A 23,981-nucleotide genomic window follows, 5' to 3' on the forward strand; every position below is an offset into this window, starting at 1 on the left:
ATACTGACCTGAAAGGTTAAGACATGATGAAGCCCGTATTGACCATCGCCACATTACTGTTGGCCACCCCCGTTGCTGCCCAGCAAAGTTTTGCCGCGCCCGAAGGGTGCGAAGCCAAGCTGACTGTTCAGCAAAAAGGCTGCGTGATGGTTAATGTGTGGACCTGTGAAGCCGATAGCGAAGGCGACCAGTGGATTGCATTGATCGGTCAAACAGGCGTGTTTAGCGTGCAACGTGTTGACGACGAATTTCAGTGGATGGAAACCTATTCCGTTCTTGGGAATGAGGCGCTGCAAGAACCCGTTGAAGACCCTTCATCACTGACAGAGCTATTCGCCAATCAGGTGGATACATGGGATTTTACAATCGAAACCGAAGGTGGCGCGGAGCGTAACGTTGGTTTTGACATGCTAACGGGCGAAACGATAGTGATCGACGGCGAGACATTGTTCGAAACTGAATATCAGGGTCAGACAATTGACGCGGACGGAAATGTTTTGGACGCAAGCAGCGGTCGTCAATACGTTAGTCAAGACCACCGGCTGTTCTTTTTCGGTCAATCTTGGTCGGAAGAAGATCCTGACCAAATCACTGACATGTCGCCAGTTGAATTCATCTATCCAGACGAACCCGGGTTCTTTGCGGACCAACCAGTCTACGAATGTAACGAGATCGAAACGAGCTATCAGCCATGAGGATCGTGCTTGGTCTTTTGATCGCTGCCGGCCCTGTGGCTGCGCAGGACAGTCGGGCAACCTTTGGTCTGCCCGCTGGCTGTACTGCGTATTTAACGGTGCAGGCAGAAAGCTGTCAGGTTGATCATCACTTTACCTGCGAAGGCGATGTACCGGGCCACCAACGCCGCGTTTCATTGGATGAACAGGGCATGACCTACGCCGGTGAAATCGATGCTGAAACGCAGTGGATCGCCAGTTTCCACGCGTTGACTGGCCACAGTGAACAACTAATGCCGAACCCGGCAGAGCCAGCTTCGCTGTCTGACCTGATCGCGAATGGTGTTGATGACTATGATTTCAGCACAATGTCTGACCAGTTCGGCGCAACACATTTCGTCGGTCAGGACACGTTGACCGGGCGCGAAATCACGATCGACGGCGTCACGCTGCTTGAGACGGCTTATGACATAACCGCGACTGCGGACGACGGAACTGTGATCTGGTCGGGCAAAGGCAACGAATTTATTAGCCCAGACTGGCGCATATTTTTGTCTGGCACTGGCGTCACAACAACACCCGAAGGGCAGTTCGAACACGACGACCGCCCTGTCGAATTCATCTTTCCCGGGGAACCGGGTTTTCTAAGTACACGGCCAAAGCACGGCTGTGGGGTTGCGATCTCATCCGCACCACTTTCTGAGGAGAATACCTATGACCACTTATGATCAAGCTTGGGTCGCGGCTGAGGAAGCTAAGCGCAAATGGATGACCGAAAACGGTCTTTATGCTGACGAAGACGAGCATTCGTCTTGCGGTGTTGGGCTTGTGGTTGCCATCGACGGTACGCCTTCGCGTGGCGTTGTCGAAAACGGTATTGATGCGCTCAAGGCGATTTGGCACCGTGGTGCTGTCGATGCTGACGGTAAAACAGGTGACGGCGCGGGTATCCACGTACAAATCCCTGTTCCATTTTTCCAAGATCAAATTCGCCGCACAGGTCACGAACCTGAAGATGGTGAAATGATTGCCGTCGGTCAGGTGTTCCTGCCACGCACCGATTTCGGTGCCCAAGAACGCTGCCGTACAATCGTCGAATCCGAGGTTCTGCGCCTTGGTCACTATATTTATGGCTGGCGCCACGTTCCGGTGAACACCGAATGTTTGGGCGAAAAGGCGAACGCCACACGCCCAGAGATCGAACAGATTCTGATCCGCTGTGAAAAAGACATCGACGAAGAACAGTTCGAACGTGAACTGTACATCATCCGTCGTCGTATCGAAAAAGCAGCGGCCGCGGCGCAGATCAACGGCGTTTACATTTGTTCGCTGTCTTGCCGTTCAATCATCTATAAAGGCATGATGCTGGCCGAACAGGTGGCTGAATTCTACCCAGACCTGTTGGACGAACGGTTTGAATCGGCATTCGCGATCTACCACCAGCGTTATTCCACAAACACGTTTCCACAGTGGTCACTGGCACAGCCATTCCGCATGTTGGCCCACAACGGTGAAATCAACACACTTAAGGGCAACGTCAACTGGATGAAGTCCCACGAAATCAGGATGGCATCTGGTGCCTTTGGCGACAAAGCCGAAGATATTAAGCCGATCATTCCATCAGGTGCGTCGGATTCGTCTGCGTTAGACTCTGTTTTCGAAGTTTTGGTGCGTGCGGGTCGGAATGCCCCAATGGCAAAAACAATGCTGGTTCCCGAAGCGTGGGCGATGCAAACATCTGACATGCCGCAGGCGTGGCAGGACATGTATAGCTATTGCAATGCCGTGATGGAGCCATGGGATGGCCCCGCTGCGTTGGCAATGACTGATGGCCGTTGGGTCTGTGGCGGTTTGGACCGGAACGGTTTGCGCCCACTGCGTTATGTTGTGACAGGTGACGGCTTGCTGATCGCAGGTTCCGAGGTCGGCATGGTGCCAATCGACGAAGCCACTGTTGTTGAAAAGGGCGCGCTTGGTCCCGGACAGATGATTGCCGTCGACATGAAAGAAGGCAAACTGTTCCACGATACTGAAATGAAAGATGTCCTGTCTGGTGCGCAGCCATTTAGCGATTGGATCGAAAAAGTTACCGATCTAACCGATTCAATGGGCGATGTCGCAGAAGAGGCCATGTTCAAGGGCGCAGAGTTGCGTCAGCGTCAGGTTGCTGCAGGCTATTCCATCGAAGACCTAGAGCAAGTGCTTGCGCCCATGGCCGAAGACGGCAAAGAGATGATCGCGTCGATGGGTGATGATACGCCATCTGCGGTTCTTTCAAGCGTCTACCGTCCGCTGTCGCACTTCTTCCGTCAAAACTTTAGCCAGGTGACCAACCCGCCAATCGACAGCCTGCGTGAAACACGCGTCATGTCGTTGAAAACACGGTTTGGTAACCTGAAAAATGTGCTGGACGAAAACTCTTCGCAAGCAGAAATTCTGGTACTCGAAAGCCCGTTCGTTTCAAACGGTGAATTCAATGAAATGGTTCGCCATTTCGGTGATAACGTTGCCTTTATCGATTGTACCTTTGAAGCAGGTCGCGGTGCGCTTTCTGCAGGTCTTCAGCGTATTCGCGAAGAGGCCGAGGATGCCGTACGTTCAGGTGCTGGGCACTTGGTACTGACAGATCAGCACCAAAACGTTGACCGCGTGCCAATGCCGATGATCCTTGCGACATCTGCTGTGCACTCTGGCTTGACGTCCAAAGGTCTGCGCACATTCTGTTCGATCAACGTGCGGTCTGCGGAGTGTATAGACCCGCATTACTTTGCGGTGTTGATTGGTTGTGGCGCGACGACTGTGAACGCCTATCTTGCGCAGGATTCGATTGCGAACCGCGTTGAACGCGGATTGCTTGAAGGGACACTTGCCGAAGCCGTGTCTCATTATCGCAAAGCGGTTGATGCAGGCCTGTTGAAAATCATGGCGAAGATGGGGATTTCAGTTCTTGCGTCTTACCGTGGTGGTCTGAACTTCGAAGCTGTCGGCCTGTCGCGTGCTATGGTTGCTGAATTCTTCCCGGGTATGCAAAGCCGTATCTCTGGTATCGGGACAAGCGGTATTCAAACCAAGCTGGAAGAAGTCCACGCGCGCGGTTGGAAAAATCCGTCTGATATCCTGCCAATCGGTGGTTTCTACAAAGCCCGCCGTTCAGGTGAAAAGCACGCGTGGGAAGCGCAGACAATGCACATGCTGCAGGCTGCTTGTAACAACGCATCATATCCGATGTGGCAGCAATACAGCAAATCAATGCAGGCTAACCCGCCGATCCATTTGCGTGACCTGCTAGCGATTAAGCCTATGGGCAAGCCAGTTCCGATCGAAGAAGTGGAAAGCATCACAGCGATCCGTAAGCGTTTCGTGACGCCCGGCATGTCCTTGGGGGCGCTTAGCCCTGAATCACACCGTACGCTGTCGATTGCGATGAACCGTATCGGGGCAAAGTCGGATTCTGGTGAAGGCGGCGAAAGCCCAGAGGATTTCACACCAGAGCCAAACGGTGACAACGCGTCTGCAAAGATCAAACAGGTTGCATCGGGTCGTTTCGGCGTTACAGCCGAATACCTTTTGGCCTGTGAAGAGCTAGAGATCAAAGTCGCCCAAGGTGCGAAACCCGGCGAAGGCGGTCAGCTACCCGGCATGAAGGTCACTGACCTGATCGCTAAGCTGCGCCACTCAACCAAAGGCGTGACGCTGATTTCACCTCCGCCACACCACGATATCTATTCAATCGAGGATTTGGCCCAGCTGATCTATGACCTCAAGCAGATCAACCCGATCTGTAAAGTGACAGTGAAGCTAGTTGCTGCGTCTGGTGTTGGTACGATCGCCGCTGGTGTCGCTAAGGCGAAGGCCGATGTGATCCTGATTTCAGGTCACAACGGCGGTACGGGCGCATCACCGGGTACGTCGATCAAATACGCTGGTCTGCCGTGGGAAATGGGTCTGACCGAAGCACACCAAGTGCTTGCGATGAACAACTTGCGTGAACGTATCACATTGCGGACAGACGGTGGCCTACGCACTGGTCGCGACATCGTCATGGCTGCGATGCTGGGTGCCGAGGAATACGGCATCGGTACCGCTGCGCTGATCGCGATGGGCTGCATCATGGTGCGCCAGTGCCAGTCAAACACTTGCCCTGTCGGCGTTTGTACCCAAGACCAATCGCTACGCGACAAGTTCACTGGTAACGCGGACAAGGTCGTGAACCTGATCACCTTCTACGCAACCGAAGTACGCGAAATCCTCGCGAGCATCGGTGCGCGTTCATTGGACGATGTTATCGGCCGTGCCGATCTGTTGACGCAGGTTAGCCGTGGTTCAGCGCATCTTGATGATCTTGACCTGAACCCGTTGCTGATCACAGTCGATGGCGCTGAAAAGATCACTTATGACCGCAACAAGCCACGTAACGCTGTCGATGACACATTGGATGCGCAAATCGTTCAAGACGCTGCGCGCTTCTTGAACGAGGGCGAGAAAATGCAGTTGGATTATGCAGTGCAAAACACTCTGCGGACCATCGGTACACGCACATCCAGCCATATCGTTCAGAACTTTGGCATGCGCAATGAACTGCAACCTGATCACCTAACGGTCAAATTGCGTGGTTCTGCCGGGCAGTCGCTGGGTGCATTTGCAGCGCCGGGCCTCAAGCTCGAGGTTTCTGGCGACGCGAACGACTATGTCGGTAAGGGTCTGTCAGGCGGCACGATCGTTGTACGACCTCCAATGGTTAGCCCGCTGGTCGCTGCCGATAACACGATAATTGGGAACACTGTTCTATACGGTGCGACTGACGGTTATCTGTTTGCGGCGGGCCGTGCAGGCGAACGTTTCGCTGTGCGTAACTCTGGCGCGACTGTCGTGATTGAAGGGTGCGGAACCAACGGTTGTGAATACATGACTGGCGGTGTTGCGGTAATCCTCGGGTCAATTGGCGCGAACTTTGGTGCAGGTATGACGGGCGGTATGGCCTATCTATACGATCCAAAAGGCGAAGCTGCCGATTTGATCAACATGGAGACACTGGTGACGAACCCGGTGACCGTGGATCACTGGCTTGACCAACTGAAAGGCCTGATCGAACGCCACGCAAAAGAAACAGGTAGCCGTAAAGCGGCTGATTTACTGCAGCACTGGGAACTGGAAAAAGGCAACTTTGTCCAAATCTGCCCAAAAGAAATGCTGGTGCACCTCAAGCATCCGCTCAGCATCGAAGACGCAGCAATACCTGCTGAATAAAAACAACGCCCCTGCACTGAAATAAGTGTGGGGGCGATCTGCTTCTTGACCACACAACCCGGCGCGTGGCTTATGGTGCCGATGGCAGAGCGTAAAACATCCAAAAAGAAACCCGCGCCCAAAAAGCGAAACACGCGGAAAAAACAGCCCAGCTTGATCGAGCGGGGCTGGCAATTGGTGCGCCGGGTGATTTGGGGCTTTGGTTTTGCAGTGCTTGGATTCGTTTTGTTGGCGACCTTGCTATACGCGGTCGTCCCGCCGCCAACGACGCCATATATGTTCTCGGAACGCAGCCGTTTGGGTTCAATCAAATATGACTGGACCCCGATCGAGGATATCGCACCAGTGATGGCGCGTTCTGCGGTGGCCGCAGAGGATGCCAATTTCTGTTTGCATTGGGGGTTGGACGTCAATGCCATCCGTTCCGCGATTGATCGTGGGCGTGGTGGCGCATCGACGATTTCACAGCAAGTCATCAAAAACGTCTATCTTTGGCACGGGCGCAGCTGGCTGCGCAAAGCGATGGAGGCATTATGGACCCCATTGTCAGAGGCCGTTTGGACCAAACGCCGCATTCTTGAGCTGTACCTAAACGTCGCTGAATTTGATGAGGGTGTGTTTGGTGTACAGGCTGCTGCGCGCCATTACTTTGGCGTGGATGCTGCGAATCTGTCTGCGACACAGGCCGCACGGCTTGCCGCGATTCTACCTGCGCCGAAAACCCGTTCGGCATCAAACCCCAGCCCTTACACCCGCGATCGGACTTCTGCCATCATCAGCGGAGCCCAAACAATCAAGGCGGATGGTCGCGCGGATTGTTTCGAAAGCTGATCCAACCATTGATCCGGACGCGCCCTTGCTGCATTGAAGGGAAAACCGATTTGTGAGTCCGTCATGAACACCCTGTATCATTACCCGTTGTCACCGTATTCGCGCAAAGTGCGGTTGTGCCTTGCCGAGAAGAAGATCGAAGTCGGTCTTGTCGAAGAACGTTATTGGGAACAGGACGCTGAGTTCTTGCGCCGTAACCCGGCCGGGAAAATACCTATTCTAAAAATGAACGGTCGGATGATGGCCGACAGTAACGCGATTTTTGAGTACCTCGAAGAACTCCACCCAACGCCAGCTCTTTTGCCGCGCGAGTTGGATGCCCGTTACGAGGCGCGACGCCTTGTTGGTTGGTTCGACGACAAATTCTATCACGAGGTCACAACAAAGCTGATCGGCGAACGTGTATATCGCAAGGTTATGGGAACGGGTTACCCGGACAGCACGAACGTCAAAGCAGGGGCGCGTGCGATCAAGTACCATCTCGATTACATGGCCTATTTGCTGGAAGACCGCCGTTGGCTTGCTGGCAACGAAATGACTATCGCAGATTTCGCGGCAGCGGCGCATTTGTCCTGCCTAGATTACACAAGCGACGTTGACTGGAATCGCCACGAGGTCGTGAAGGATTGGTACGCCAAGATTAAATCGCGTCCCGCGTTCCGGTCGCTTTTGGCGGATGAGGTGCCTGGTTTCCAACCGGCTGCGCATTATGCTGATCTGGATTTCTAAAGGTCGCGGAACACGTTCTGCTGTAAGCCTGTGAAGGACCGGTTGGTCACATACGCCCAAGAGGTGGGTTTCGCTAAGGTAGGCATCTGCCGCCCGGATGCAGTTCCCGAAATCGCGGAGAGGTTAGCGACATTTGTTGATGCAGGGATGCATGGGCAAATGGAATGGATGGCGGAACGTATGCATTGGCGGGGAAACCCTGCCGCGCTGTGGCCAGAGGCAAAATCGGTTATCATGCTGGCAGAGCCTTATACGCCGGAACATGACCCGCTTGAGGTATTAGATCATCCTGACCGTGCAGCGATTAGCGTCTATGCCCAAGGGCGGGATTACCATGATGTTGTAAAAAAGCGCCTAAAGCGCGTGGGGCGTTGGCTGATCGAACAGGTGCCAGAGGCTCAGATCAAGGTGTTCGTAGACACGGCCCCCGTTATGGAAAAACCGCTGGCCCAAGCCGCTGGGCTTGGTTGGCAGGGAAAGCACACGAATGTTTTAGGGCGCGATCTTGGATCTTGGTTCTTTATTGGCGCGATTTTTACGACCGTTGAATTAGAACCAGATACGCCAGAGGTCAGCCACTGCGGCAGCTGCACCGCGTGCCTTGATGTTTGTCCGACCTCGGCCTTTCCAGCGCCGTATCAGTTGGATGCCCGGCGGTGCATTTCTTACCTGACGATTGAACACAAAGGTCCTGTTGACCTCGAACTTCGATCCCTAATGGGGAACCGGATTTACGGCTGCGATGATTGCTTGGGTGTTTGTCCGTGGAACAAATTCGCAAACATGGGCCGTGACGCGAAATATGCCGCGCGTGAAGATCTGATCGCACCACCGTTGTCAGAGCTTGCTACGCTTGATGATGCTGCATTTCGGGCGCGGTTTTCAGGGTCGCCCATCAAACGCATCGGACGTGATCGGTTCGTGCGCAATGTCGCATATGCCATAGGCAATTCGGGCGACCGAACCCTTGCTGGTGTGGTCGCCCGATTGATTAACGATTCTGATCCCACCGTCGCAGAAGCTGCAGCGTGGGCGCTGGATCGGTTAGGCAGCAGCGCGGCGCGCAGCAGCGAATGAAACCAACCGGCGCTTTTTCTCATCCCAAAGATCAAGGCTCGCGCATTTAACGCTTTGTAGCATTGTCAGGCGGCTCACTTCGACCAGTTCTTGGTGATCGCGCAGTACTTCTGTCAGGCGATAGAACGGGATACGGCTGTACAGGTGGTGTACGTGGTGGATCCCGATGTTCGCTGTGAACCAACGCAAGATTGGTGGCAAATCATAGTGAGAGCTGCCGTGAAGCGCGGCCTCGTGTAGTTGCCAATCTGGTGCCTGTTCCCAGTGCGTGGTTTCAAACTGGTGCTGGACGTAGAACAACCACACACCAATCGATGCTGCGATCAGGGTCGTTGGAAGAAATACGAGGAACAACGCCTGCAATCCGCCGAAATACACGATCGTGCCAAGGATTGCCGCGATTGCGGCGTTCGTCCCCATCGCGCTAATCCAATACTTTTTACCTTGGTTCATCAGCCCCAAAGGTAGACGGTTTTGAAGGATGAACAAATATGTCGGACCAAGGCCGAACATGACCAGCGGATGGCGATAAGCACGGTACATAAAGCGACCAAATGCGGTGCGCTGGTGGTATTCTTCAACGGTTAGCGTCATGACGTCACCAATGCCGCGATGATCAAGGTCACCGGCGTGGCTGTGGTGGATTGAATGCGTACGGCGCCATACGTCATAGGGGGTTAGTGTAACAACGCCCAATACGCGGCCAACCCAATCGCTGACTGTGCGGTTGCCGTAGAATGATCCGTGCCCGCAATCATGTTGAATGCAAAACAGGCGAAGAAGAAAACAGCCGTTAAATGCAGAGATCAAAAATGCGCCGATATAGCTGTAAGGGGCCACGAGGCAGGCCAATATCCACAGGCCAATGAACGGAACAAAGCTTATTACCAATTCTATGCTGCTACGCAGGCTGTTGGGTTCACGATAGTTTGCGAGAATTCGTACCCAATCACGTGGGCTAGGCGATGTCGGGGGGGTGTTATCTGAGTGCATGCAGTGCTTCTTATTGTGACTGTGTGACGGATACCTTAACGCTGAGCGGTAGCAAGCAATAAAGGCTTCAATGTGTTGGGTATGCGTCCTAGGGTGCCCAAAAGGAGACAATCATGCAGCCCCTACGCGGAATTCTTCTCAAGGTGATGTCAGTCTGTATGTTCATGGCTATGGCTAGCTTGATCAAAGCGGCGTCGGCTGACGTACCACCAGGAGAGGCAGTGTTCTTTAGGTCGTTTTTCGCGCTTCCTATTATACTTGGCTGGCTCGCTTTGCGGGGTGAGCTACGCCATGGCTGGAAGACAAGTAATCCGATGGGGCATTTTTGGCGCGGCTTGGTTGGAACGTCTGCAATGGGCTTAGGCTTTACTGGGCTGGGATTACTGCCTTTGCCAGAAGTGACGGCGATTGGCTACGCTGCGCCGCTGCTGGTTGTTATCTTTGCCGCGATGTTTTTAAACGAACAGGTTGGTGTTTTTCGGTTGTCTGCGGTTGCATTGGGGATGGTCGGTGTTTTGATCGTCTTGTCGCCCCGACTGTCGGTCGGTGCGTCGTTGGGCGCATCTGAAACATTAGGTGCAATCGTTGTGCTTATGGGGGCGGTCATGGCGGCTTTGGCGCAGGTGTTTGTCCGAAAACTGGTCAATACTGAGGGCACCGCGGCGATTGTATTTTGGTTCACCATCACATCGTCGATCATGGCGTTATTTACGATTCCGTGGGGGTGGACGATACCGTCAGCGCCTATGGCGTTGATGTTGATTTTTGCAGGGCTTTTCGGAGGTATCGGGCAGATATTCTTGACCTCTAGTTACCGTTTTGCCGACGCTTCGCTTGTTGCGCCCTTTGACTATAGTTCGATGATTCTTGCGCTTGTTATCGGATATTTCATTTTTGACGAAGTTCCGACACGAACGATGTTGTTAGGGGCTTTTGTTGTTATAGCAGCGGGTGTGCTGATTATCTGGCGCGAACGACAGCTTGGGCTAAAACGGTCCCAACAGCGCAAGGCGACAGGAAATGTGGGCGGCTAGTTTAGTGACGTTCTGTCCGTCGTAGGAAACGGTTCTTAATCTGCGCGATTTGGCGCGGTAAGCCGGGCGCTGAAGCGGGGACATCAAGCCCGGCATCGGCGTATTTTTTCCAGATATTATGCACAGCTGTCGGCGAAAGATGTGCTGGAAGGCTCAGCGTGGTGCCGCCCTTTGGCTCTAAGAACCGTGCGGGCACCTGAAACGGTAGCGATCCACGGGGGCGCGCAATAATTTTTTGGTTGAGCCGTGCGATCTGTCGTAATGGGGCATCGCGTTCTTCTACAGCCAGCCGGTGCGTGCGATAAAAACCGATGTCCCACTGTATCAATACCCGAGAGAATATGTCGTCTGGTTCGGGGTGGGCTGGTAGCGGTTTCGGGTCATCCAGATGTTTTGCGGGATTGCTGCGATAAAACGCATGAACTGCGATTGCAAAGTCACATTCGGGTTGGCTTAGCATCCACGAGATGAGCGTATTGTGCGATGCATATTTTGCGCGCCTGATCGTATCTAGCCATAAATCCTGGGGCGCACCCTTTAGAACATGCCTGATGGAAAGATCCGCATTCGGTTGGTCATGCTTGCGTCGTGTCGAATACATGCTCTCGTGTCTTCTCATCGTCTCAAAGAACTGGTTACGGTGCTGTTTATACTCTGAAAACTGGCCGAATTTTGTTCTTCAACTATGAGATGATCGATTTAAGCAGAAAAAGATGGCTGACTTACAGCTAATGCATGTAAAATGTGCTATCATGAGGGCCTACTTTGGAGGACAACATGACAAAACATATGCTTGATCAACCAGAAAGCCCTACCAGACTCACCTTAGGACGGCTCATTGCTGTTGTAAGAAATGCGAAACCAAGTAAGCAAAGCCTAACATTGCAGCGCCGCCGCCGAGCAAGAGCCAGCGACGGTCTGATAAATGCGTATCGGGTGCAGCGCTTGCACGTATGATAGCCAAGCGCCGCAAATTTTACGCGCGAACGAGCTTTTCGTAATCTTCCGCGATCTCGCGTGTAAGCGTGCCAACTTCGAATGTGTAATCACCGATTTGACCGACTGGGGTTACTTCGGCTGCGGTGCCGGTTAGCCAGCATTGCTCAAATCCTTCAAGCTCTTCCGGCATGATGCGGCGTACATTGACCTTAATGCCTTTGGCCTCGAGCATTTCGATCACTGTCTGGCGCGTGATACCGTTCAGGATCGCGTCTGGGTCGGGTGTGTGCACTTCGCCGTCTTTGACGAAAAAGATGTTTGCGCCAGTCGCCTCGGCGACATACCCACGATAATCCATGAACAGCGCGTCAGAACAGCCTTTGGCTTCGGCGGCATGTTTAGACATTGTGCAAATCATGTAAAGACCAGCAGCTTTGGCCGCTGTTGGAATGGTCTCTGGCGATGGGCGTTTCCATTTCGCGATGTCCAGCTTTGCGCCTTTCATCTTGGCGTCGCCGTAATAGGCACCCCATTCCCATGCTGCAACAGCCATGCGCACTGGGTTTTTGTTTGAAGCGACACCCATGTCTTCGCCTGCGCCGCGGTATGCGATCACACGTACATAGGCATCATCCCAACCGTTGGCTTTTAGAACATCATATTTTGCTTTTTCAATTTCTTCGATGGTGTATGGAATTTCCATATCCAACAGTTTGCCAGATTTGATCAGACGTTCAGAGTGTTCGACAGATTTGAAAATCTTGCCGTTATAGCAGCGCTCGCCTTCGAAAACGGACGAAGCATAGTGCATGGCGTGAGTCAGAATGTGGACATTGGCGTCGCGCCATTCGACCAATTGGCCGTCCATCCAGATTTTGCCATCACGGTCATCATATGCACCAGCCATCATTGCCTCCATGGGAATTTGCATTTGTTACGACATTAGGTCCGTTTTGGACATAATATTGCGTATTTTGTGGGTTTCGCTAGCAGTTGATTCTTGGAATGTCAACAAAGCTGACGTATTGTTCCTTTAGTTAAAAGGAGTACGCGCATGAGTGACGGGCCGCAGCAACAGACTGGGCAAAGTCTGCTTTTCCTGACGGATGAACAGTTGCGTAAAGGAATCGAGGCGATGTTTTTCGCCTATCGTGGATTTACCGCTGATCCAGACCGTATCCTTGAGGAAAAATCTTATGGTCGGGCACATCACCGCGCTATCCATTTCATTCATCGCAGTCCCGGTACGACAGTAAATAACCTGCTGTCAATTCTGGGTGTTACAAAACAATCGCTTAATCGTGTGTTGCGTACATTGATCGAAGACGGTTTGGTGGCGAGCACTGTCGGTAAAAAGGACAAGCGAGAACGACATTTGCATCTAACACCAGAGGGAGCTGTGTTAGAACGTGCATTGTCGGATGCGCAACGTGATCGAATGCGGGCGGCATATCGTACTGTTGGACCTGACGCTGTGGCGGGGTTTCGGCAAGTGTTGGAGGCCATGATGGATGACCAGACGCGTCACCATTATGAGGCGATGAAGGATAGAGCGGAATGAAGGCTGACGACGCCCATTTATTGATTGTGGACGATGATGAACGTATTCGCAGCCTGTTGCGTAAATTCTTGGTCAGAAGTGGTTTTCTTGTAACGACAGCACGTGACGCGGCGCATGCGCGGCGTATTTTGTCAGGTTTGGAATTTGACCTGATTGTGTTGGACGTGATGATGCCGGGCGAAGACGGTGTCACGCTGTGCCGTGATCTGCGCCAAAAGCTGACAACACCTATCATGTTGCTGACCGCTAAGGCGGAAACGGATGACCGTATTTCCGGGCTAGAGGCTGGTGCAGATGATTATCTAGCCAAGCCTTTTGAACCCAAAGAGCTGTTGTTACGGATCAATGCGATCCTGCGCCGCATGCCAGAGACTGAACCAGTTGTCGTTTTGCCCAAGGTCATGCACATGGGGCCGGTCCGCTATGATATTGAGCGTGGAGAACTTTGGGAGGGTGAGGCCTTGGTGCGTTTAACCGCAACCGAAAGCCAGCTCATGCGTATTTTCTCAGGGCATCCCGGAGAGCCGATGAGCCGCGCGCAATTGGTTGAAGAGCTAAGCCGGTCTGGTGGTCAGACTCAAGAACGTGCCGTTGATGTGCAAATCACGCGGCTACGTCGCAAGATTGAAGCGGACCCAAAGCAACCCCGCTATCTGCAAACCGTTCGCGGTGCAGGATATATGCTCGCTCCGGAGTGACCTCGTTGTGCGCCCTGTGGGCGCCCGACATTTATTAGGTTAGTCTTATCGAGATTTTGTACTTCGGACGAAAGGCTGCGCTATGGTCACCGCATTAATTACCCATGACGACTGTTATGATCATGTGACCCCGCCGGGTCACCCAGAACAAGTCGCGCGGTTGGATGCGGTTCTAAATGCGCTATCCGATCTGAATTTGCATAGGGTAAAAGCCCTGCTTGTTGCGGATGATGACTTGCTTCGCGCCCATCCCAAATCGCATGTTGCTGCGATCAGGGACGCTGCCCCTGAAAGTGGTTGGCGATCATTGGATGCTGATACCCATATGTCGGTTGGTACTTTGCAGGCGGTCTATCGTGCGGCGGGTGCCGCTGTTCGTGGTGTCGATATGGTCATGTCCGGTGATGCCGCGAATGCGTTTGGCGCAACACGCCCTCCAGGGCATCATGCAGAACGTGAAACAGCCATGGGTTTTTGTTTCTTTGGGAATATCGCGATCGCCGCGAAATATGCGCTGGACCACCATGGTTTGGAGCGTGTCGCTATTGTTGATTTTGATGTCCATCACGGGAATGGCACGCAGGATTTGGTCGAGGATGATCCGCGTATCCTGTTTTGTTCAACGCACCAATCGCCGCTATATCCCGGTACCGGGGCAGCACATGAAACGGGTGTTGGGAATGTGCTGAACGTGCCATTGCCCGAAGGAACAGGTTCAGCGGCGTTTCGCGATGTGATGGATCGTGTGGTGCTCCCGCGCGTTGCTGCGTTTTCTCCTCAACTTCTGCTGATCTCGGCGGGATTTGATGCACATGAAGATGATCCATTGGCGGGCATGAGATTACAAACCGACGACTTTGGCTGGGTAACACAGCGTCTGTGCGATGTGGCAGACGAACATTGCGAAGGCCGCGTTGTGTCCATGCTCGAAGGTGGGTATGACCTGAACGCACTGGGCGATGCCGCCCGCGCCCATGTCAGCGTATTGGAGGAAAGAGGCCGATGACCACGCCTGTTGAAGAGATGAGCTTTGAAGACGCAATGAAAGAGCTAGAGGCCGTTGTTGGCCAGCTTGAGCGTGGTGATGTGGCCTTGGATCAATCGATTGCCCTTTATGAACGCGGTGCCGCGCTAAAGGCGCGCTGCGAGGCAAAGCTGAAAGAAGCCGAAGAGAAAGTCGCTCGCATTACGTTTGGCGAAAACGGTGAACCTAAAGGGACTGCACCGCTGGATGGCTAAGAGATTTGAAGTCGCGCTACGGACCGCCGCCGCGCAAACCGAACGATATATTGCTGGTGAACTGGACAACCTGCCCGGTGAAATCGGCAAGGGTATGGTATATGCGACGCAAGGCGGCAAAGCTTTGCGCGCGTTTCTTGTGTTGGAAACGGCCAAGTTGTTCGGGATGGCCTCAGCGCTGCCAGTTGCTGCCGCGATTGAATGCATGCACGCCTATTCACTGGTGCATGACGATTTGCCCTGCATGGATGATGATGCGCTGCGCCGGGGCCAGCCGACAGTGCACGTGAAATGGGACGAGGCGACCGCCGTACTTGTCGGTGACGCGCTGCAGTCGCTTGCCTTCGAGTGTGTTCTACGCCCCGATATCGCAGCTGATGCACGCATTGTGTTAGCACAGACACTGGCGCGGGCCGCTGGTGTTCGTGGAATGGTCGGCGGGCAGGCCGCTGATATCGCAGCTGAGACTGCACGTGCACCGCTTAGCCTTGGACAGGTGATGGCGTTGCAAGCGGGTAAGACCGGCGCTTTGATCTCGTGGTCTGCGATGGCAGGTGCGCGTATGGCGCAAGCTGATACAGCTCCGCTTAAGCAATACGGTGACGCCCTTGGCCTTGCGTTCCAGATTTGGGACGATGTTTTGGATATTGAAGGCGACGCTGAGCAAGTGGGCAAGGCCGTCGGCAAGGATGCCGTCGCAGGCAAGGCGACTTTTGTGTCGCATTTGGGGCTGGACGGGGCGAAACGTCGCGCTGCGGACCTAGTACAAACCGCTTGTGATGCGCTATCTATCTATGGAAACGACGCTGAGACGTTAAAAGAAGCCGCCCGCTTTGTGATTTCGCGGACGCATTGAAGGGTAGCAAGATGACCAGCCAGCCAGATACCCCCATTTTGGATCGCGTGAATACGCCAGATGACATGAAGCAGCTATCGGATGCAGAGCTGCGGCAGCTGGCCGATGATCTGCGCGCCGAAACTATCGCAGCGGTGTCCGTGACCGGCGGCCATTTGGGTGCTGGGCTGGGTGTGGTTGAGATGACCGTCGCCTTGCACGCGGTGTTCGATGCGCCCAAGGACAAGATCATCTGGGATGTATCCCACCAATGCTATCCTCATAAAATACTGACCGGGCGGCGTGATCGTATTCGCACGCTGCGGACCGAAGGTGGGCTAAGCGGTTTCACCAAACGATCTGAAAGCCCCTATGACCCGTTCGGCGCTGCGCATTCGAGCACGTCGATTTCTGCCGCGCTGGGCTTTGCTGTTGCACGTGATTTGGGCGGCGAAGGTGGCGATGCGATTGCCGTGATCGGCGATGGTGCGATGTCGGCCGGGATGGCATATGAGGCACTGAATAACGCAGGCCATTTGGGCAAGCGTTTGATTGTGATTCTGAACGACAATGAAATGTCGATTGCCCCGCCGACTGGCGCAATGTCTTCATACCTGTCGCGTCTATATGCTGGCGAGCCATTTCAGGAATTTAAAGCCGCGGCCAAAGGTGCGGTATCATTGTTGCCCGAACCATTCCGCGAAGGTGCCAAACGCGCCAAAGATATGCTGAAGCATATGACCGTCGGCGGCACGATGTTCGAAGAACTTGGTTTTTCCTACCTCGGACCTATCGACGGGCACGACATGGATCAGCTCTTGTCTGTGTTGCGCACGGTTAAAGAACGCGCTGATGGGCCGATCCTGATTCACGCGATTACCAAAAAGGGCAAGGGATACGCCCCTGCCGAAGATGCGAGCGATAAGGGTCATGCCCGCGCAAAGTTCGACGTTGTTACTGGCGAACAGAAAAAAGCGCCAAGCAACGCGCCGTCTTATACTTCGGTCTTTGCTGAGACTTTGATTGATCTGGCCGCCAATGATCCCAAGATTTGCGCGATTACTGCTGCGATGCCAGACGGCACTGGCCTCGACCGTTTCATGAAGCGCTACGCCAGTCGCTGCTTTGATGTTGGCATTGCCGAACAACACGCGGTGACGTTTAGTGCGGGTCTTGCCGCTGGTGGGATGCGTCCGTTCTGTGCGCTTTATTCGACGTTCTTGCAGCGTGGCTATGATCAGGTTGTGCATGATGTGGCGATCCAGCGTTTGCCTGTCCGTTTCGCGATTGACCGCGCTGGGCTTGTTGGTGCTGACGGCGCGACCCATGCAGGTGCATTCGATGTGGCGTTCTTGGCGAACTTGCCGGGGATGGTTGTGATGGCCGCCGCAGATGAGGCTGAATTGGTGCGCATGGTTGCGACGGCTGCTGCATATGACGACGGTCCGATTGCGTTCCGTTTCCCACGCGGCGAAGGCGTCGGTGTCGAGATGCCGCAAAATCCAGAGCTGCTGGAAATCGGCAAAGGCCGGATGATCAAAGAAGGGTCGCGCGTTGCGATCCTATCTTTCGGGACGCGCCTGCAAGAGGTCACAGCCGCCTGCGAAGCGCTATCGGCAAAGGGTATCAACCCAACCGTGGCCGATGCACGTTTTGCGAAGCCGCTTGATAAAGACATGATTCTGAAACTAGCCGCAGATCACGAAGCACTGATTTGTATCGAAGAAGGCAGTGTCGGTGGCTTTGGGTCTCATGTCGCGCAGTTTTTGTCGGACGAGGGCGTGTTCGATCACGGTTTGAAATTCCGGTCGATGGTACTGCCCGATACCTTTATCGATCAGGCCAGCCCGCGTGCGATGTATGACACAGCCGGGCTGAACGCCGATGATATTGAAGCGAAGATTTTGGATGTCTTGGGCGTCGAAGTGATTGGAAAACGCGCCTAGTCTTCAGGCGCCTTTTTCATATCCAAGTGTTTTTCAATCGCGATCAAACGCTGGAGTACGGCATCGCGATAGGCGTCGGTGCTTGCGTTCGCTTCTTCGGCGTGGGCATCCTGCATTGAGTTCACGATCAGACCAACCAGAAGGTTCACGACTGCAAAAGTTGTGACCATGATGAATGGGATAAAGAACGCCCACGCATAGGGGTAGGTCGCCATCACTGGTCTAACAATTCCCATGGACCAGCTTTCAAGCGTCATGATTTGAAACAGTGAATATGCCGATTGGCCAAGGCTCCCGAACCACTGGGGAAAGCTGTCCCCGAACAGTTTCGTCGCCATGACAGAACCGATATAAAAAATGATTGCCATCAAAAGGAACACACTGCCCATGCCGGGGAGCGCAGTCACGAAGCCTTCGATCACGCGCCGCAGTCGGGGCGCCGCCGACATAATCCGCATCACCCGTAAGATTCTTAGCGCACGTAACACAGCAAGACCCTGCGCTGCAGGGATCAGGGCAATGCCTACGATGATGAAATCAAACAGGTTCCAGCCGCTTCGGAAGAATTGCCGCCCATGCGCAATAAGCTTGGCAGCGATTTCGATAACGAAGATTGTAAGGCACAGCGTGTCGAGCGCTTCGATCAAACCGCCAAAGCGGTTCATGACGGCGTCGGATGTTTCAAGGCCAAGTATCAGGGCATTAAATAGAATGACACCAATGATAAAGTTGCGTGTGAATGGTAGGCTTAGGTAGTGCGCAAGCGTTTCTTTGTAAGTCATCAGTCCACCAATTTTATTGGTTTCATATGGCGTGACCCAGTTTAATGCGCAAGTGATTGCCCAAGACATTCATGTGAAATCTGAGCGTTGGCCATCATCACACTGCTTTATGTGATCGGAGTAGCGTTCTTATAGACCTCAACGACCTAACTAACGCACCATAAATGTCGGGAGGAATTTAAATGGCGCGTTTTGTTCACATCTATCGTTGGGCTGTCTTTTTGCTAGCGGGAGGTTACGTGCTGCGGACGCTGTTCTTTGGCAGTTATGATGGATTTGGTGGGCCATTGCGGTATCTGACTGTTTGGGCGCTGTTCGCATCATTCTTTGCAGCCAGCCGTATGATGGCGATCCAAGAGGGACGTAGCGAGCGCCGCTGGGATGGGTTCGTCTGCATGACCGCTGTGATCAACACGATGGTCGTATTCTTGTTTTGGCGGCTGTATTTCGCAGACCCGACCTCGGTCACCGATAATGGGCAGCTGATGGCATGGCATTTAGAACTGTACCTACATCTTTTCGGACCGCTGCTTCAGCTGATTGACACGATCTTTATTCATCGTAGCTATCGGCGGTTGGGTGCGCCTTTGGCGTGGCTTGTCGGGGTGATTGGTGGCTACGTGTTGTGGACCGAACTTGTGATTAGTCCAACCAACCCGACGCCTATGGGTGCAGTGACAAGCGGCTTGCCGTACCGGTTCTTGAACGATCTAGAATTGCCACAGCGGATGGTTTTCTATGGATCAAACTTTGCGATCGCCATCGTGCTTTTGATTTTGTTCGCCGCCGTTGCGTGGGCCGTTAGGCGCGTTCTTCCTGCGCCAATAGTGCCATTAGCCCGCTGCGATAGTCCGGGTAGATAAGCTTTACGCCCAGTTCTTCTTTGATCCTGTCGTTCCGGACCTTTTTGCTTTCAGCGTAAAAGCTGCGTGCCATTGGGGACATCTCGGCCGTTTCAAAGTCTTCGGCGGGCGGTAGGGGTAACCCTAGCAGTTGGGCGGCGTAACCGATCACGTCTTCGGGTGGCGCCGGGTCGTTGTCGCAGACGTTATAGACTGCACCGGGGTTCGGCTTGGCGATAGAAGCGGCAAGAACCTGCGCGATGTCATCAACGTGGGTACGGCTAAAGACCTGTCCCTTTTTGATGATCCGTCGCGCACTGCCACTGCGAACCTTAGAAAACGGCCCACGACCGGGGCCGTAGATGCCCGCAAGTCGGAAAATATGCAGCGGTAGGTCAGGGATGTCTGCCCAAGCGGCCTCTGCCTTGACCCGCGCGATGCCGCGTTTGGTGGCAGGGGTTAACGGTGTCGTTTCATCTACCCAATCGCCGTCATGATCGCCGTAAACGCCAGTGGTGGACAAATAGCCGACCCATTCGAATTGCTTGGCGCGTGCTGCGATCGCGTCTTTCAGGGCTGCAAGTACAGGATCACCACCTTCGTCGGGCGCGGTCGAGATCAGCAGATGCGTCGCCTTGTTCAGCGCAGGTATCATATCGGTGCCGGGCCATAGCATAGCATCGATCCCCGTTTTCGCGATTTCGGAAACGCCATCGACGGTGCGTGTTGTTCCGATGATGGTGTGGCCCTGCGGCAGTAAAACACGTGCAAGCGCCTGTGCGCTAAAGCCGTGACCGAAAGAAAGAAGTGTATGGGTCATAAAGCAGTGGTGCCGTAGCAACGCTGGGACCGCAAGACCTGATGGTGGTGTTAGTTTTCACTAATCGGTTCTTGATCATGCATCGTCCAGTAGAAATATCATCATTTCTAACGCGGTGCGCCTTGGCAGGTGAACGCTGCCAAGGTCTTTGCTGTTGCCGGCCTATGGCTTAGGCGGCGTTAACATCCGTCGGAAGAGCGTATCAAGGTAGGTCATCGCGTCTTCGAACGGGTCCTTGTCACCCAGAACAGCACGGACCTGCACGTCAAAATCAGCATAGTGCTGGGTCATTGCCCAAATTGAAAAGACAAGATGATGTGGGTCGATAGGCGCGATCTTACCGGCCGCTTCCCATTCTTTTAACACCACTGCTTTTTCATCGACAAGTTGTCGTAAGTCTTGACTAAGGTGATTAGCGATATGCGGAGCGCCTTGTAAGATTTCGTTCGCAAACAGACGACTTTCGCGGGGGTAGTCTTTGCTCATCGCCAGTTTGCGATGCACATAACCAAGTATTTCTTTGATGGGGTCACCGTTGGCATCCATTTTCTGGAGTGGGTCAAGCCACGTTTCCAGAAGACGTTCCAACAATGCGGTGTAAATCGCGTCTTTCGATTTAAAATAATAAAGCAAATTAGGCTTAGATAACCCGGCGGCCTCGGCGATTTGGTCAAGCGTCGATCCTCTAAGGCCAAACTGAGAAAAAATCTCAAGCCCTGCGGATAAAATTGCGGCGCGGTTACGCTGTTGAATACGTGTCTCAGGTTTACTCATAGTATGTAATTGCTCAATTTTAGGGCGTCGGTGGTCACTGCCTAGCGTATTTGCATCCTTTTGCGGCAACTGCATGTTCTCTGCGCAGAAAACTTGACTGGGCCTATGTCTCTGTTAGCCTCACTTTGACCGAATGGTCAAATTAGACTTATCCTACGGCGGAGATAACTCATGGCAGCCCCAGGCGAAAATTTAAAGATCAATAGTGCACGTTTGTGGGACAGTCTGATGGAAATGGCTAAGATTGGCCCCGGTGTTGCTGGCGGCAACAATCGCCAGACCCTGACCGACGAAGATAGCGAAGGCCGCCACCTGTTCCAGAAATGGTGCGAAGCTGCGGGTTGCACCATGGGGTTAGACCAGATGGGCAACATGTTTGCGCGCCGCGAAGGTGCTGACCCCGATGCGCTACCCGTTTATGTCGGGTCGCATTTGGACACGCAGCCGACTGGCGGCAAATATGATGGTGTTCTGGGTGTGTTAGGTGGGCTGGAACTGCTGCGCACGATGAATGATCTCGACATCAAAACCAAGCACCCAATCGTTGTAACAAACTGGACGAACGAAGAAGGCACGCGCTTTGCGCCTGCGATGTTGGCCTCTGGTGTGTTTGCCGGGATGCATACCCAAGATTGGGCCTATGACCGTGAAGACGCTGAGGGTAAAAGATTTGGCGCAGAGTTAGAGCGCATTGGCTGGAAGGGCGAAGAAAAGGTCGGTGATCGTAAGATGCATGCGTTCTTTGAGTTGCACATCGAACAAGGGCCCATTCTTGAAGCGGAAAACAAACAAATTGGCGTTGTCACTCACGGCCAAGGCCTGTGGTGGTTACAGGTCACGCTAACCGGCAAAGACGCGCACACCGGATCGACACCTATGAATATGCGGGTGAACGCTGGGCTTGGCATGGCGCGGATCACGGAACTGGTGCACACGATCGCGATGGATAACCAGCCGGGGGCGGTTGGCGCGATTGGTCACTGCGATGTCTACCCAAATTCACGCAACGTGATCCCGGGCAAGGCCGTGTTTACCATCGACTTCCGTTCACCAGATCAGGACAAACTCGACGGTATGAAAGCTCGGCTAGAAGCCGAAGCAGTGCCAATAATCGAAGAACTTGGGCTAACAATGGAAATAGAACCTGTTGGGCACTTTGACCCGGTTACATTTGACGAAGGTTGCGTGACAGCCGTGCGGAGCGCGGCGGATCGTCTGGGCTATTCCCACATGGATATCATCTCGGGCGCGGGCCACGATGCGTGCTGGATCAATCGGCTGGCACCAACCGCGATGGTCATGTGCCCTTGCGTTGACGGGCTGTCCCACAACGAAGCTGAAGAGATCAGCCAAGAATGGGCAGCGGCGGGGGCGGATGTATTGTTCCATGCGGTCGTTGAAACGGCAGAGATTGTAAGCTGAATTCATCACAAAGCTGATGAATTGCCCAGGCCCGCCTGCGGGAGTGAAAGAATGAGGAAAAACAAATGACCAAAGTCATCAAAAATGGAACCATCGTTACGGCTGATCTGACTTATAAGGCAGACGTGCTGATTGACGGCGGTAAGATCATTGAGATCGGGCTGGACCTGTCGGGCGACGAAGTTTTAGACGCGACCGACTGTTTTATCATGCCGGGTGGAATTGATCCGCACACCCATCTTGAGATGCCTTTTATGGGTACGTATTCAGCAGATGACTTTGCCACGGGTACCCGTGCGGCGCTGGCTGGCGGCACGACGATGGTTGTCGATTTCTGTCTGCCCAGCCCGGGTGACAGTCTGCTGGATGCGCTCAAGGTTTGGGACAATAAATCGGGCCGCGCGGCTTGTGATTATTCTTATCACATGGCGATCACGTGGTGGGGTGAACAGGTCTTTGACGACATGAAGACGATCACCGAAGAACATGGCATCAACACGTTCAAACATTTCATGGCCTACAAAGGCGCATTGATGGTGAACGATGACGAGCTTTATGCATCATTCAAACGCTGTGCTGAATTGGGTGCGACCCCGCTGGTGCACGCCGAAAACGGTGATGTTGTCGCGGAATTAACCGCTAAATTGCTGGCCGAAGGCAACACAGGCCCCGAAGCGCACGCTTATTCCCGCCCGCCACAAGTCGAAGGCGAAGCCACGAACCGCGCGATCATGATTGCCGATATGGCCGGCGCGCCACTGTATGTCGTGCACACATCCTGCGAAGAATCCCATGAAGCAATCCGTCGCGCCAAAATGCAGGGCAAGCGCGTTTGGGGTGAACCGTTGGTGCAGCACCTTGTCTTGGACGAATCCGAATATTTCAACGAAGATTGGGACCATGCCGCGCGCCGCGTAATGTCACCCCCATTCCGGAACAAACAGCATCAAGATAGCCTGTGGGCCGGGCTTGCGTCGGGTACGTTGTCTTGCGTAGCGACCGACCACTGCGCCTTTACCACCGACCAAAAACGTTATGGCGTGGGCGATTTTTCAAAAATCCCCAACGGGACCGGCGGGCTAGAGGACCGTTTGCCTGTGCTGTGGACTTACGGTGTGGAAACAGGCCGTATCACGATGAACGAATTTGTCGCTGTGACGTCGACCAATATCGCGAAAATCTTGAACTGCTATCCAAAGAAAGGCGCGATCCTTGTGGGTGCAGATGCGGATATCGTCGTGATGGACCCGAACGCCAAGAAAACCATCTCGGCCAGCACCCAAGCGTCAGCGATTGACTATAACGTATTTGAAGGCGTCGAAGTTTCGGCGACCCCTCGCTATGTGCTAACCCGCGGTTACGTCGCGGTGGATAATGGCGAACTGAAGGCCAAGGAGGGTCATGGTGAATTCGTCGCCCGCGATCCAAATGGTACGGTGAACACTGCGCTGTCGAAATGGAAAGACCTAACCGCTCCGCGGCCCGTGGAACGTACCGGCATTCCGGCGACAGGGGTTTAATTTATAAGGGTGCAAGTG

22 protein-coding genes are annotated in these 23,981 nt (G+C 53.7%); 16 read left to right on the top strand and 6 right to left on the bottom strand.

Annotated features, from left to right (window positions below; all coding sequences use genetic code 11):
• The first annotated feature begins 23 nt into the window (after nucleotides 1-23).
• From CYQ09_RS16675 to queG, 6 genes are all read left to right on the top strand, one after another.
• Nucleotides 24-695, top strand: a complete 672-nt coding sequence (locus CYQ09_RS16675) for a hypothetical protein (RefSeq protein ID WP_106746524.1) — start codon at nucleotides 24-26, stop codon at nucleotides 693-695.
• Nucleotides 692-1,402: a hypothetical protein gene (locus tag CYQ09_RS16680; protein WP_106746525.1), complete on the top strand. Its 711-nt coding sequence runs from the start codon at nucleotides 692-694 to the stop codon at nucleotides 1,400-1,402. The genes CYQ09_RS16675 and CYQ09_RS16680 overlap by 4 nt, the downstream gene beginning before the upstream one ends.
• Nucleotides 1,389-5,921, top strand: a complete 4,533-nt coding sequence (gene gltB / locus CYQ09_RS16685) for a glutamate synthase large subunit (RefSeq protein WP_106746526.1) — start codon at nucleotides 1,389-1,391, stop codon at nucleotides 5,919-5,921. Before CYQ09_RS16680 ends, gltB begins: the two co-directional genes overlap by 14 nt.
• Nucleotides 5,922-6,002: 81 nt before the next feature.
• Complete coding sequence (mtgA, locus tag CYQ09_RS16690) at nucleotides 6,003-6,752, top strand: monofunctional biosynthetic peptidoglycan transglycosylase (RefSeq protein ID WP_106746574.1); 750 nt, start codon at nucleotides 6,003-6,005, stop codon at nucleotides 6,750-6,752.
• 63 nt (nucleotides 6,753-6,815) lie between these two features.
• Nucleotides 6,816-7,481: a glutathione S-transferase family protein gene (locus CYQ09_RS16695; protein ID WP_106746527.1), complete on the top strand. Its 666-nt coding sequence runs from the start codon at nucleotides 6,816-6,818 to the stop codon at nucleotides 7,479-7,481.
• A gap of 30 nt (nucleotides 7,482-7,511) precedes the next feature.
• Entirely contained in the window at nucleotides 7,512-8,558 is a 1,047-nt protein-coding gene (queG, locus tag CYQ09_RS16700) for a tRNA epoxyqueuosine(34) reductase QueG (protein ID WP_106746528.1), read from the top strand.
• Here the strand turns inward: queG and CYQ09_RS16705 are convergent.
• Entirely contained in the window at nucleotides 8,526-9,551 is a 1,026-nt protein-coding gene (locus tag CYQ09_RS16705; protein WP_106746529.1) for a fatty acid desaturase, read from the bottom strand. The genes queG and CYQ09_RS16705 overlap by 33 nt on opposite strands.
• A gap of 113 nt (nucleotides 9,552-9,664) precedes the next feature.
• On the opposite strand from CYQ09_RS16705, the gene CYQ09_RS16710 reads away from it, so the two are divergent.
• The gene (locus tag CYQ09_RS16710) at nucleotides 9,665-10,585 is read left to right on the top strand and encodes a DMT family transporter (RefSeq protein WP_106746530.1); all 921 of its coding nucleotides are present in this window, start codon (nucleotides 9,665-9,667) and stop codon (nucleotides 10,583-10,585) included.
• A gap of 1 nt (nucleotide 10,586) precedes the next feature.
• On the opposite strand, the gene CYQ09_RS16715 is transcribed toward CYQ09_RS16710, so the two are convergent.
• Nucleotides 10,587-11,186, bottom strand: a complete 600-nt coding sequence (locus CYQ09_RS16715; protein ID WP_106746531.1) for a hypothetical protein — start codon at nucleotides 11,184-11,186, stop codon at nucleotides 10,587-10,589.
• Nucleotides 11,187-11,561: 375 nt separating this feature from the next.
• Nucleotides 11,562-12,431: a branched-chain amino acid aminotransferase gene (locus tag CYQ09_RS16720; protein WP_106746575.1), complete on the bottom strand. Its 870-nt coding sequence runs from the start codon at nucleotides 12,429-12,431 to the stop codon at nucleotides 11,562-11,564.
• Between the two features lie 147 nt (nucleotides 12,432-12,578).
• On the opposite strand from CYQ09_RS16720, the gene CYQ09_RS16725 reads away from it, so the two are divergent.
• From CYQ09_RS16725 to dxs, 6 genes are all read left to right on the top strand, one after another.
• Complete coding sequence (locus CYQ09_RS16725) at nucleotides 12,579-13,085, top strand: MarR family winged helix-turn-helix transcriptional regulator (RefSeq protein WP_106746532.1); 507 nt, start codon at nucleotides 12,579-12,581, stop codon at nucleotides 13,083-13,085.
• Nucleotides 13,082-13,783 (top strand): response regulator, encoded by a 702-nt coding sequence (locus CYQ09_RS16730; RefSeq protein WP_106746533.1) that lies wholly within the window; start codon nucleotides 13,082-13,084, stop codon nucleotides 13,781-13,783. The genes CYQ09_RS16725 and CYQ09_RS16730 overlap by 4 nt, the downstream gene beginning before the upstream one ends.
• Nucleotides 13,784-13,865: 82 nt before the next feature.
• The gene (locus tag CYQ09_RS16735) at nucleotides 13,866-14,789 is read left to right on the top strand and encodes a histone deacetylase family protein (RefSeq protein WP_106746534.1); all 924 of its coding nucleotides are present in this window, start codon (nucleotides 13,866-13,868) and stop codon (nucleotides 14,787-14,789) included.
• Nucleotides 14,786-15,022 carry an exodeoxyribonuclease VII small subunit gene (locus CYQ09_RS16740; RefSeq protein WP_045995436.1) on the top strand — a complete coding sequence of 79 codons (237 nt, stop codon included), beginning with the start codon at nucleotides 14,786-14,788 and terminating at the stop codon, nucleotides 15,020-15,022. The genes CYQ09_RS16735 and CYQ09_RS16740 overlap by 4 nt, the downstream gene beginning before the upstream one ends.
• The gene (locus tag CYQ09_RS16745; RefSeq protein WP_106746535.1) at nucleotides 15,015-15,878 is read left to right on the top strand and encodes a polyprenyl synthetase family protein; all 864 of its coding nucleotides are present in this window, start codon (nucleotides 15,015-15,017) and stop codon (nucleotides 15,876-15,878) included. The genes CYQ09_RS16740 and CYQ09_RS16745 overlap by 8 nt, the downstream gene beginning before the upstream one ends.
• A gap of 11 nt (nucleotides 15,879-15,889) precedes the next feature.
• Nucleotides 15,890-17,803 carry a 1-deoxy-D-xylulose-5-phosphate synthase gene (dxs, locus tag CYQ09_RS16750; protein ID WP_106746536.1) on the top strand — a complete coding sequence of 638 codons (1,914 nt, stop codon included), beginning with the start codon at nucleotides 15,890-15,892 and terminating at the stop codon, nucleotides 17,801-17,803.
• Here the strand turns inward: dxs and CYQ09_RS16755 are convergent.
• Nucleotides 17,800-18,585 (bottom strand): ion transporter, encoded by a 786-nt coding sequence (locus CYQ09_RS16755; RefSeq protein ID WP_106746576.1) that lies wholly within the window; start codon nucleotides 18,583-18,585, stop codon nucleotides 17,800-17,802. The genes dxs and CYQ09_RS16755 overlap by 4 nt on opposite strands.
• A gap of 182 nt (nucleotides 18,586-18,767) precedes the next feature.
• On the opposite strand from CYQ09_RS16755, the gene CYQ09_RS16760 reads away from it, so the two are divergent.
• On the top strand, nucleotides 18,768-19,448 hold the full coding sequence (locus CYQ09_RS16760) for a hypothetical protein (RefSeq protein ID WP_106746537.1): 681 nt from the start codon (nucleotides 18,768-18,770) through the stop codon (nucleotides 19,446-19,448).
• Here the strand turns inward: CYQ09_RS16760 and CYQ09_RS16765 are convergent.
• Nucleotides 19,387-20,247 (bottom strand): SDR family oxidoreductase, encoded by an 861-nt coding sequence (locus tag CYQ09_RS16765; RefSeq protein WP_106746538.1) that lies wholly within the window; start codon nucleotides 20,245-20,247, stop codon nucleotides 19,387-19,389. The two genes, CYQ09_RS16760 and CYQ09_RS16765, sit on opposite strands and share 62 nt — an antisense overlap.
• A 162-nt stretch (nucleotides 20,248-20,409) precedes the next feature.
• Nucleotides 20,410-21,021 (bottom strand): TetR family transcriptional regulator C-terminal domain-containing protein, encoded by a 612-nt coding sequence (locus CYQ09_RS16770; protein WP_106746539.1) that lies wholly within the window; start codon nucleotides 21,019-21,021, stop codon nucleotides 20,410-20,412.
• Nucleotides 21,022-21,192: 171 nt separating this feature from the next.
• On the opposite strand from CYQ09_RS16770, the gene CYQ09_RS16775 reads away from it, so the two are divergent.
• Both CYQ09_RS16775 and hydA read left to right on the top strand, forming a co-directional pair.
• On the top strand, nucleotides 21,193-22,443 hold the full coding sequence (locus CYQ09_RS16775; protein ID WP_106746540.1) for a Zn-dependent hydrolase: 1,251 nt from the start codon (nucleotides 21,193-21,195) through the stop codon (nucleotides 22,441-22,443).
• Between the two features lie 65 nt (nucleotides 22,444-22,508).
• Entirely contained in the window at nucleotides 22,509-23,963 is a 1,455-nt protein-coding gene (hydA, locus tag CYQ09_RS16780; protein ID WP_106746541.1) for a dihydropyrimidinase, read from the top strand.
• The last annotated feature ends 18 nt before the right edge of the window (nucleotides 23,964-23,981 follow it).

Source organism: Yoonia maritima (assembly GCF_002933395.1).
GTDB lineage: Bacteria > Pseudomonadota > Alphaproteobacteria > Rhodobacterales > Rhodobacteraceae > Yoonia > Yoonia maritima_A.

Excerpts from the sequence above, each read along its gene's own strand:
- CYQ09_RS16775 (WP_106746540.1), top strand. The coding sequence starts at position 21,193 with ATGGCAGCCCCAGGCGAAAATTTAAAGATCAATAGTGCACGTTTGTGG.
- dxs (WP_106746536.1), top strand. The coding sequence starts at position 15,890 with ATGACCAGCCAGCCAGATACCCCCATTTTGGATCGCGTGAATACGCCA.
- CYQ09_RS16770 (WP_106746539.1), bottom strand. The coding sequence starts at position 21,021 with ATGAGTAAACCTGAGACACGTATTCAACAGCGTAACCGCGCCGCAATT.
- CYQ09_RS16720 (WP_106746575.1), bottom strand. The coding sequence starts at position 12,431 with ATGGCTGGTGCATATGATGACCGTGATGGCAAAATCTGGATGGACGGC.
- CYQ09_RS16680 (WP_106746525.1), top strand. The coding sequence starts at position 692 with ATGAGGATCGTGCTTGGTCTTTTGATCGCTGCCGGCCCTGTGGCTGCG.
- CYQ09_RS16715 (WP_106746531.1), bottom strand. The coding sequence starts at position 11,186 with ATGTATTCGACACGACGCAAGCATGACCAACCGAATGCGGATCTTTCC.
- CYQ09_RS16735 (WP_106746534.1), top strand. The coding sequence starts at position 13,866 with ATGGTCACCGCATTAATTACCCATGACGACTGTTATGATCATGTGACC.
- CYQ09_RS16755 (WP_106746576.1), bottom strand. The coding sequence starts at position 18,585 with ATGACTTACAAAGAAACGCTTGCGCACTACCTAAGCCTACCATTCACA.
- CYQ09_RS16740 (WP_045995436.1), top strand. The coding sequence starts at position 14,786 with ATGACCACGCCTGTTGAAGAGATGAGCTTTGAAGACGCAATGAAAGAG.
- CYQ09_RS16695 (WP_106746527.1), top strand. The coding sequence starts at position 6,816 with ATGAACACCCTGTATCATTACCCGTTGTCACCGTATTCGCGCAAAGTG.
- CYQ09_RS16760 (WP_106746537.1), top strand. The coding sequence starts at position 18,768 with ATGGCGCGTTTTGTTCACATCTATCGTTGGGCTGTCTTTTTGCTAGCG.
- CYQ09_RS16675 (WP_106746524.1), top strand. The coding sequence starts at position 24 with ATGATGAAGCCCGTATTGACCATCGCCACATTACTGTTGGCCACCCCC.
- CYQ09_RS16710 (WP_106746530.1), top strand. The coding sequence starts at position 9,665 with ATGCAGCCCCTACGCGGAATTCTTCTCAAGGTGATGTCAGTCTGTATG.
- CYQ09_RS16745 (WP_106746535.1), top strand. The coding sequence starts at position 15,015 with ATGGCTAAGAGATTTGAAGTCGCGCTACGGACCGCCGCCGCGCAAACC.
- gltB (WP_106746526.1), top strand. The coding sequence starts at position 1,389 with ATGACCACTTATGATCAAGCTTGGGTCGCGGCTGAGGAAGCTAAGCGC.
- hydA (WP_106746541.1), top strand. The coding sequence starts at position 22,509 with ATGACCAAAGTCATCAAAAATGGAACCATCGTTACGGCTGATCTGACT.
- mtgA (WP_106746574.1), top strand. The coding sequence starts at position 6,003 with ATGGCAGAGCGTAAAACATCCAAAAAGAAACCCGCGCCCAAAAAGCGA.
- CYQ09_RS16730 (WP_106746533.1), top strand. The coding sequence starts at position 13,082 with ATGAAGGCTGACGACGCCCATTTATTGATTGTGGACGATGATGAACGT.
- CYQ09_RS16765 (WP_106746538.1), bottom strand. The coding sequence starts at position 20,247 with ATGACCCATACACTTCTTTCTTTCGGTCACGGCTTTAGCGCACAGGCG.
- CYQ09_RS16725 (WP_106746532.1), top strand. The coding sequence starts at position 12,579 with ATGAGTGACGGGCCGCAGCAACAGACTGGGCAAAGTCTGCTTTTCCTG.
- CYQ09_RS16705 (WP_106746529.1), bottom strand. The coding sequence starts at position 9,551 with ATGCACTCAGATAACACCCCCCCGACATCGCCTAGCCCACGTGATTGG.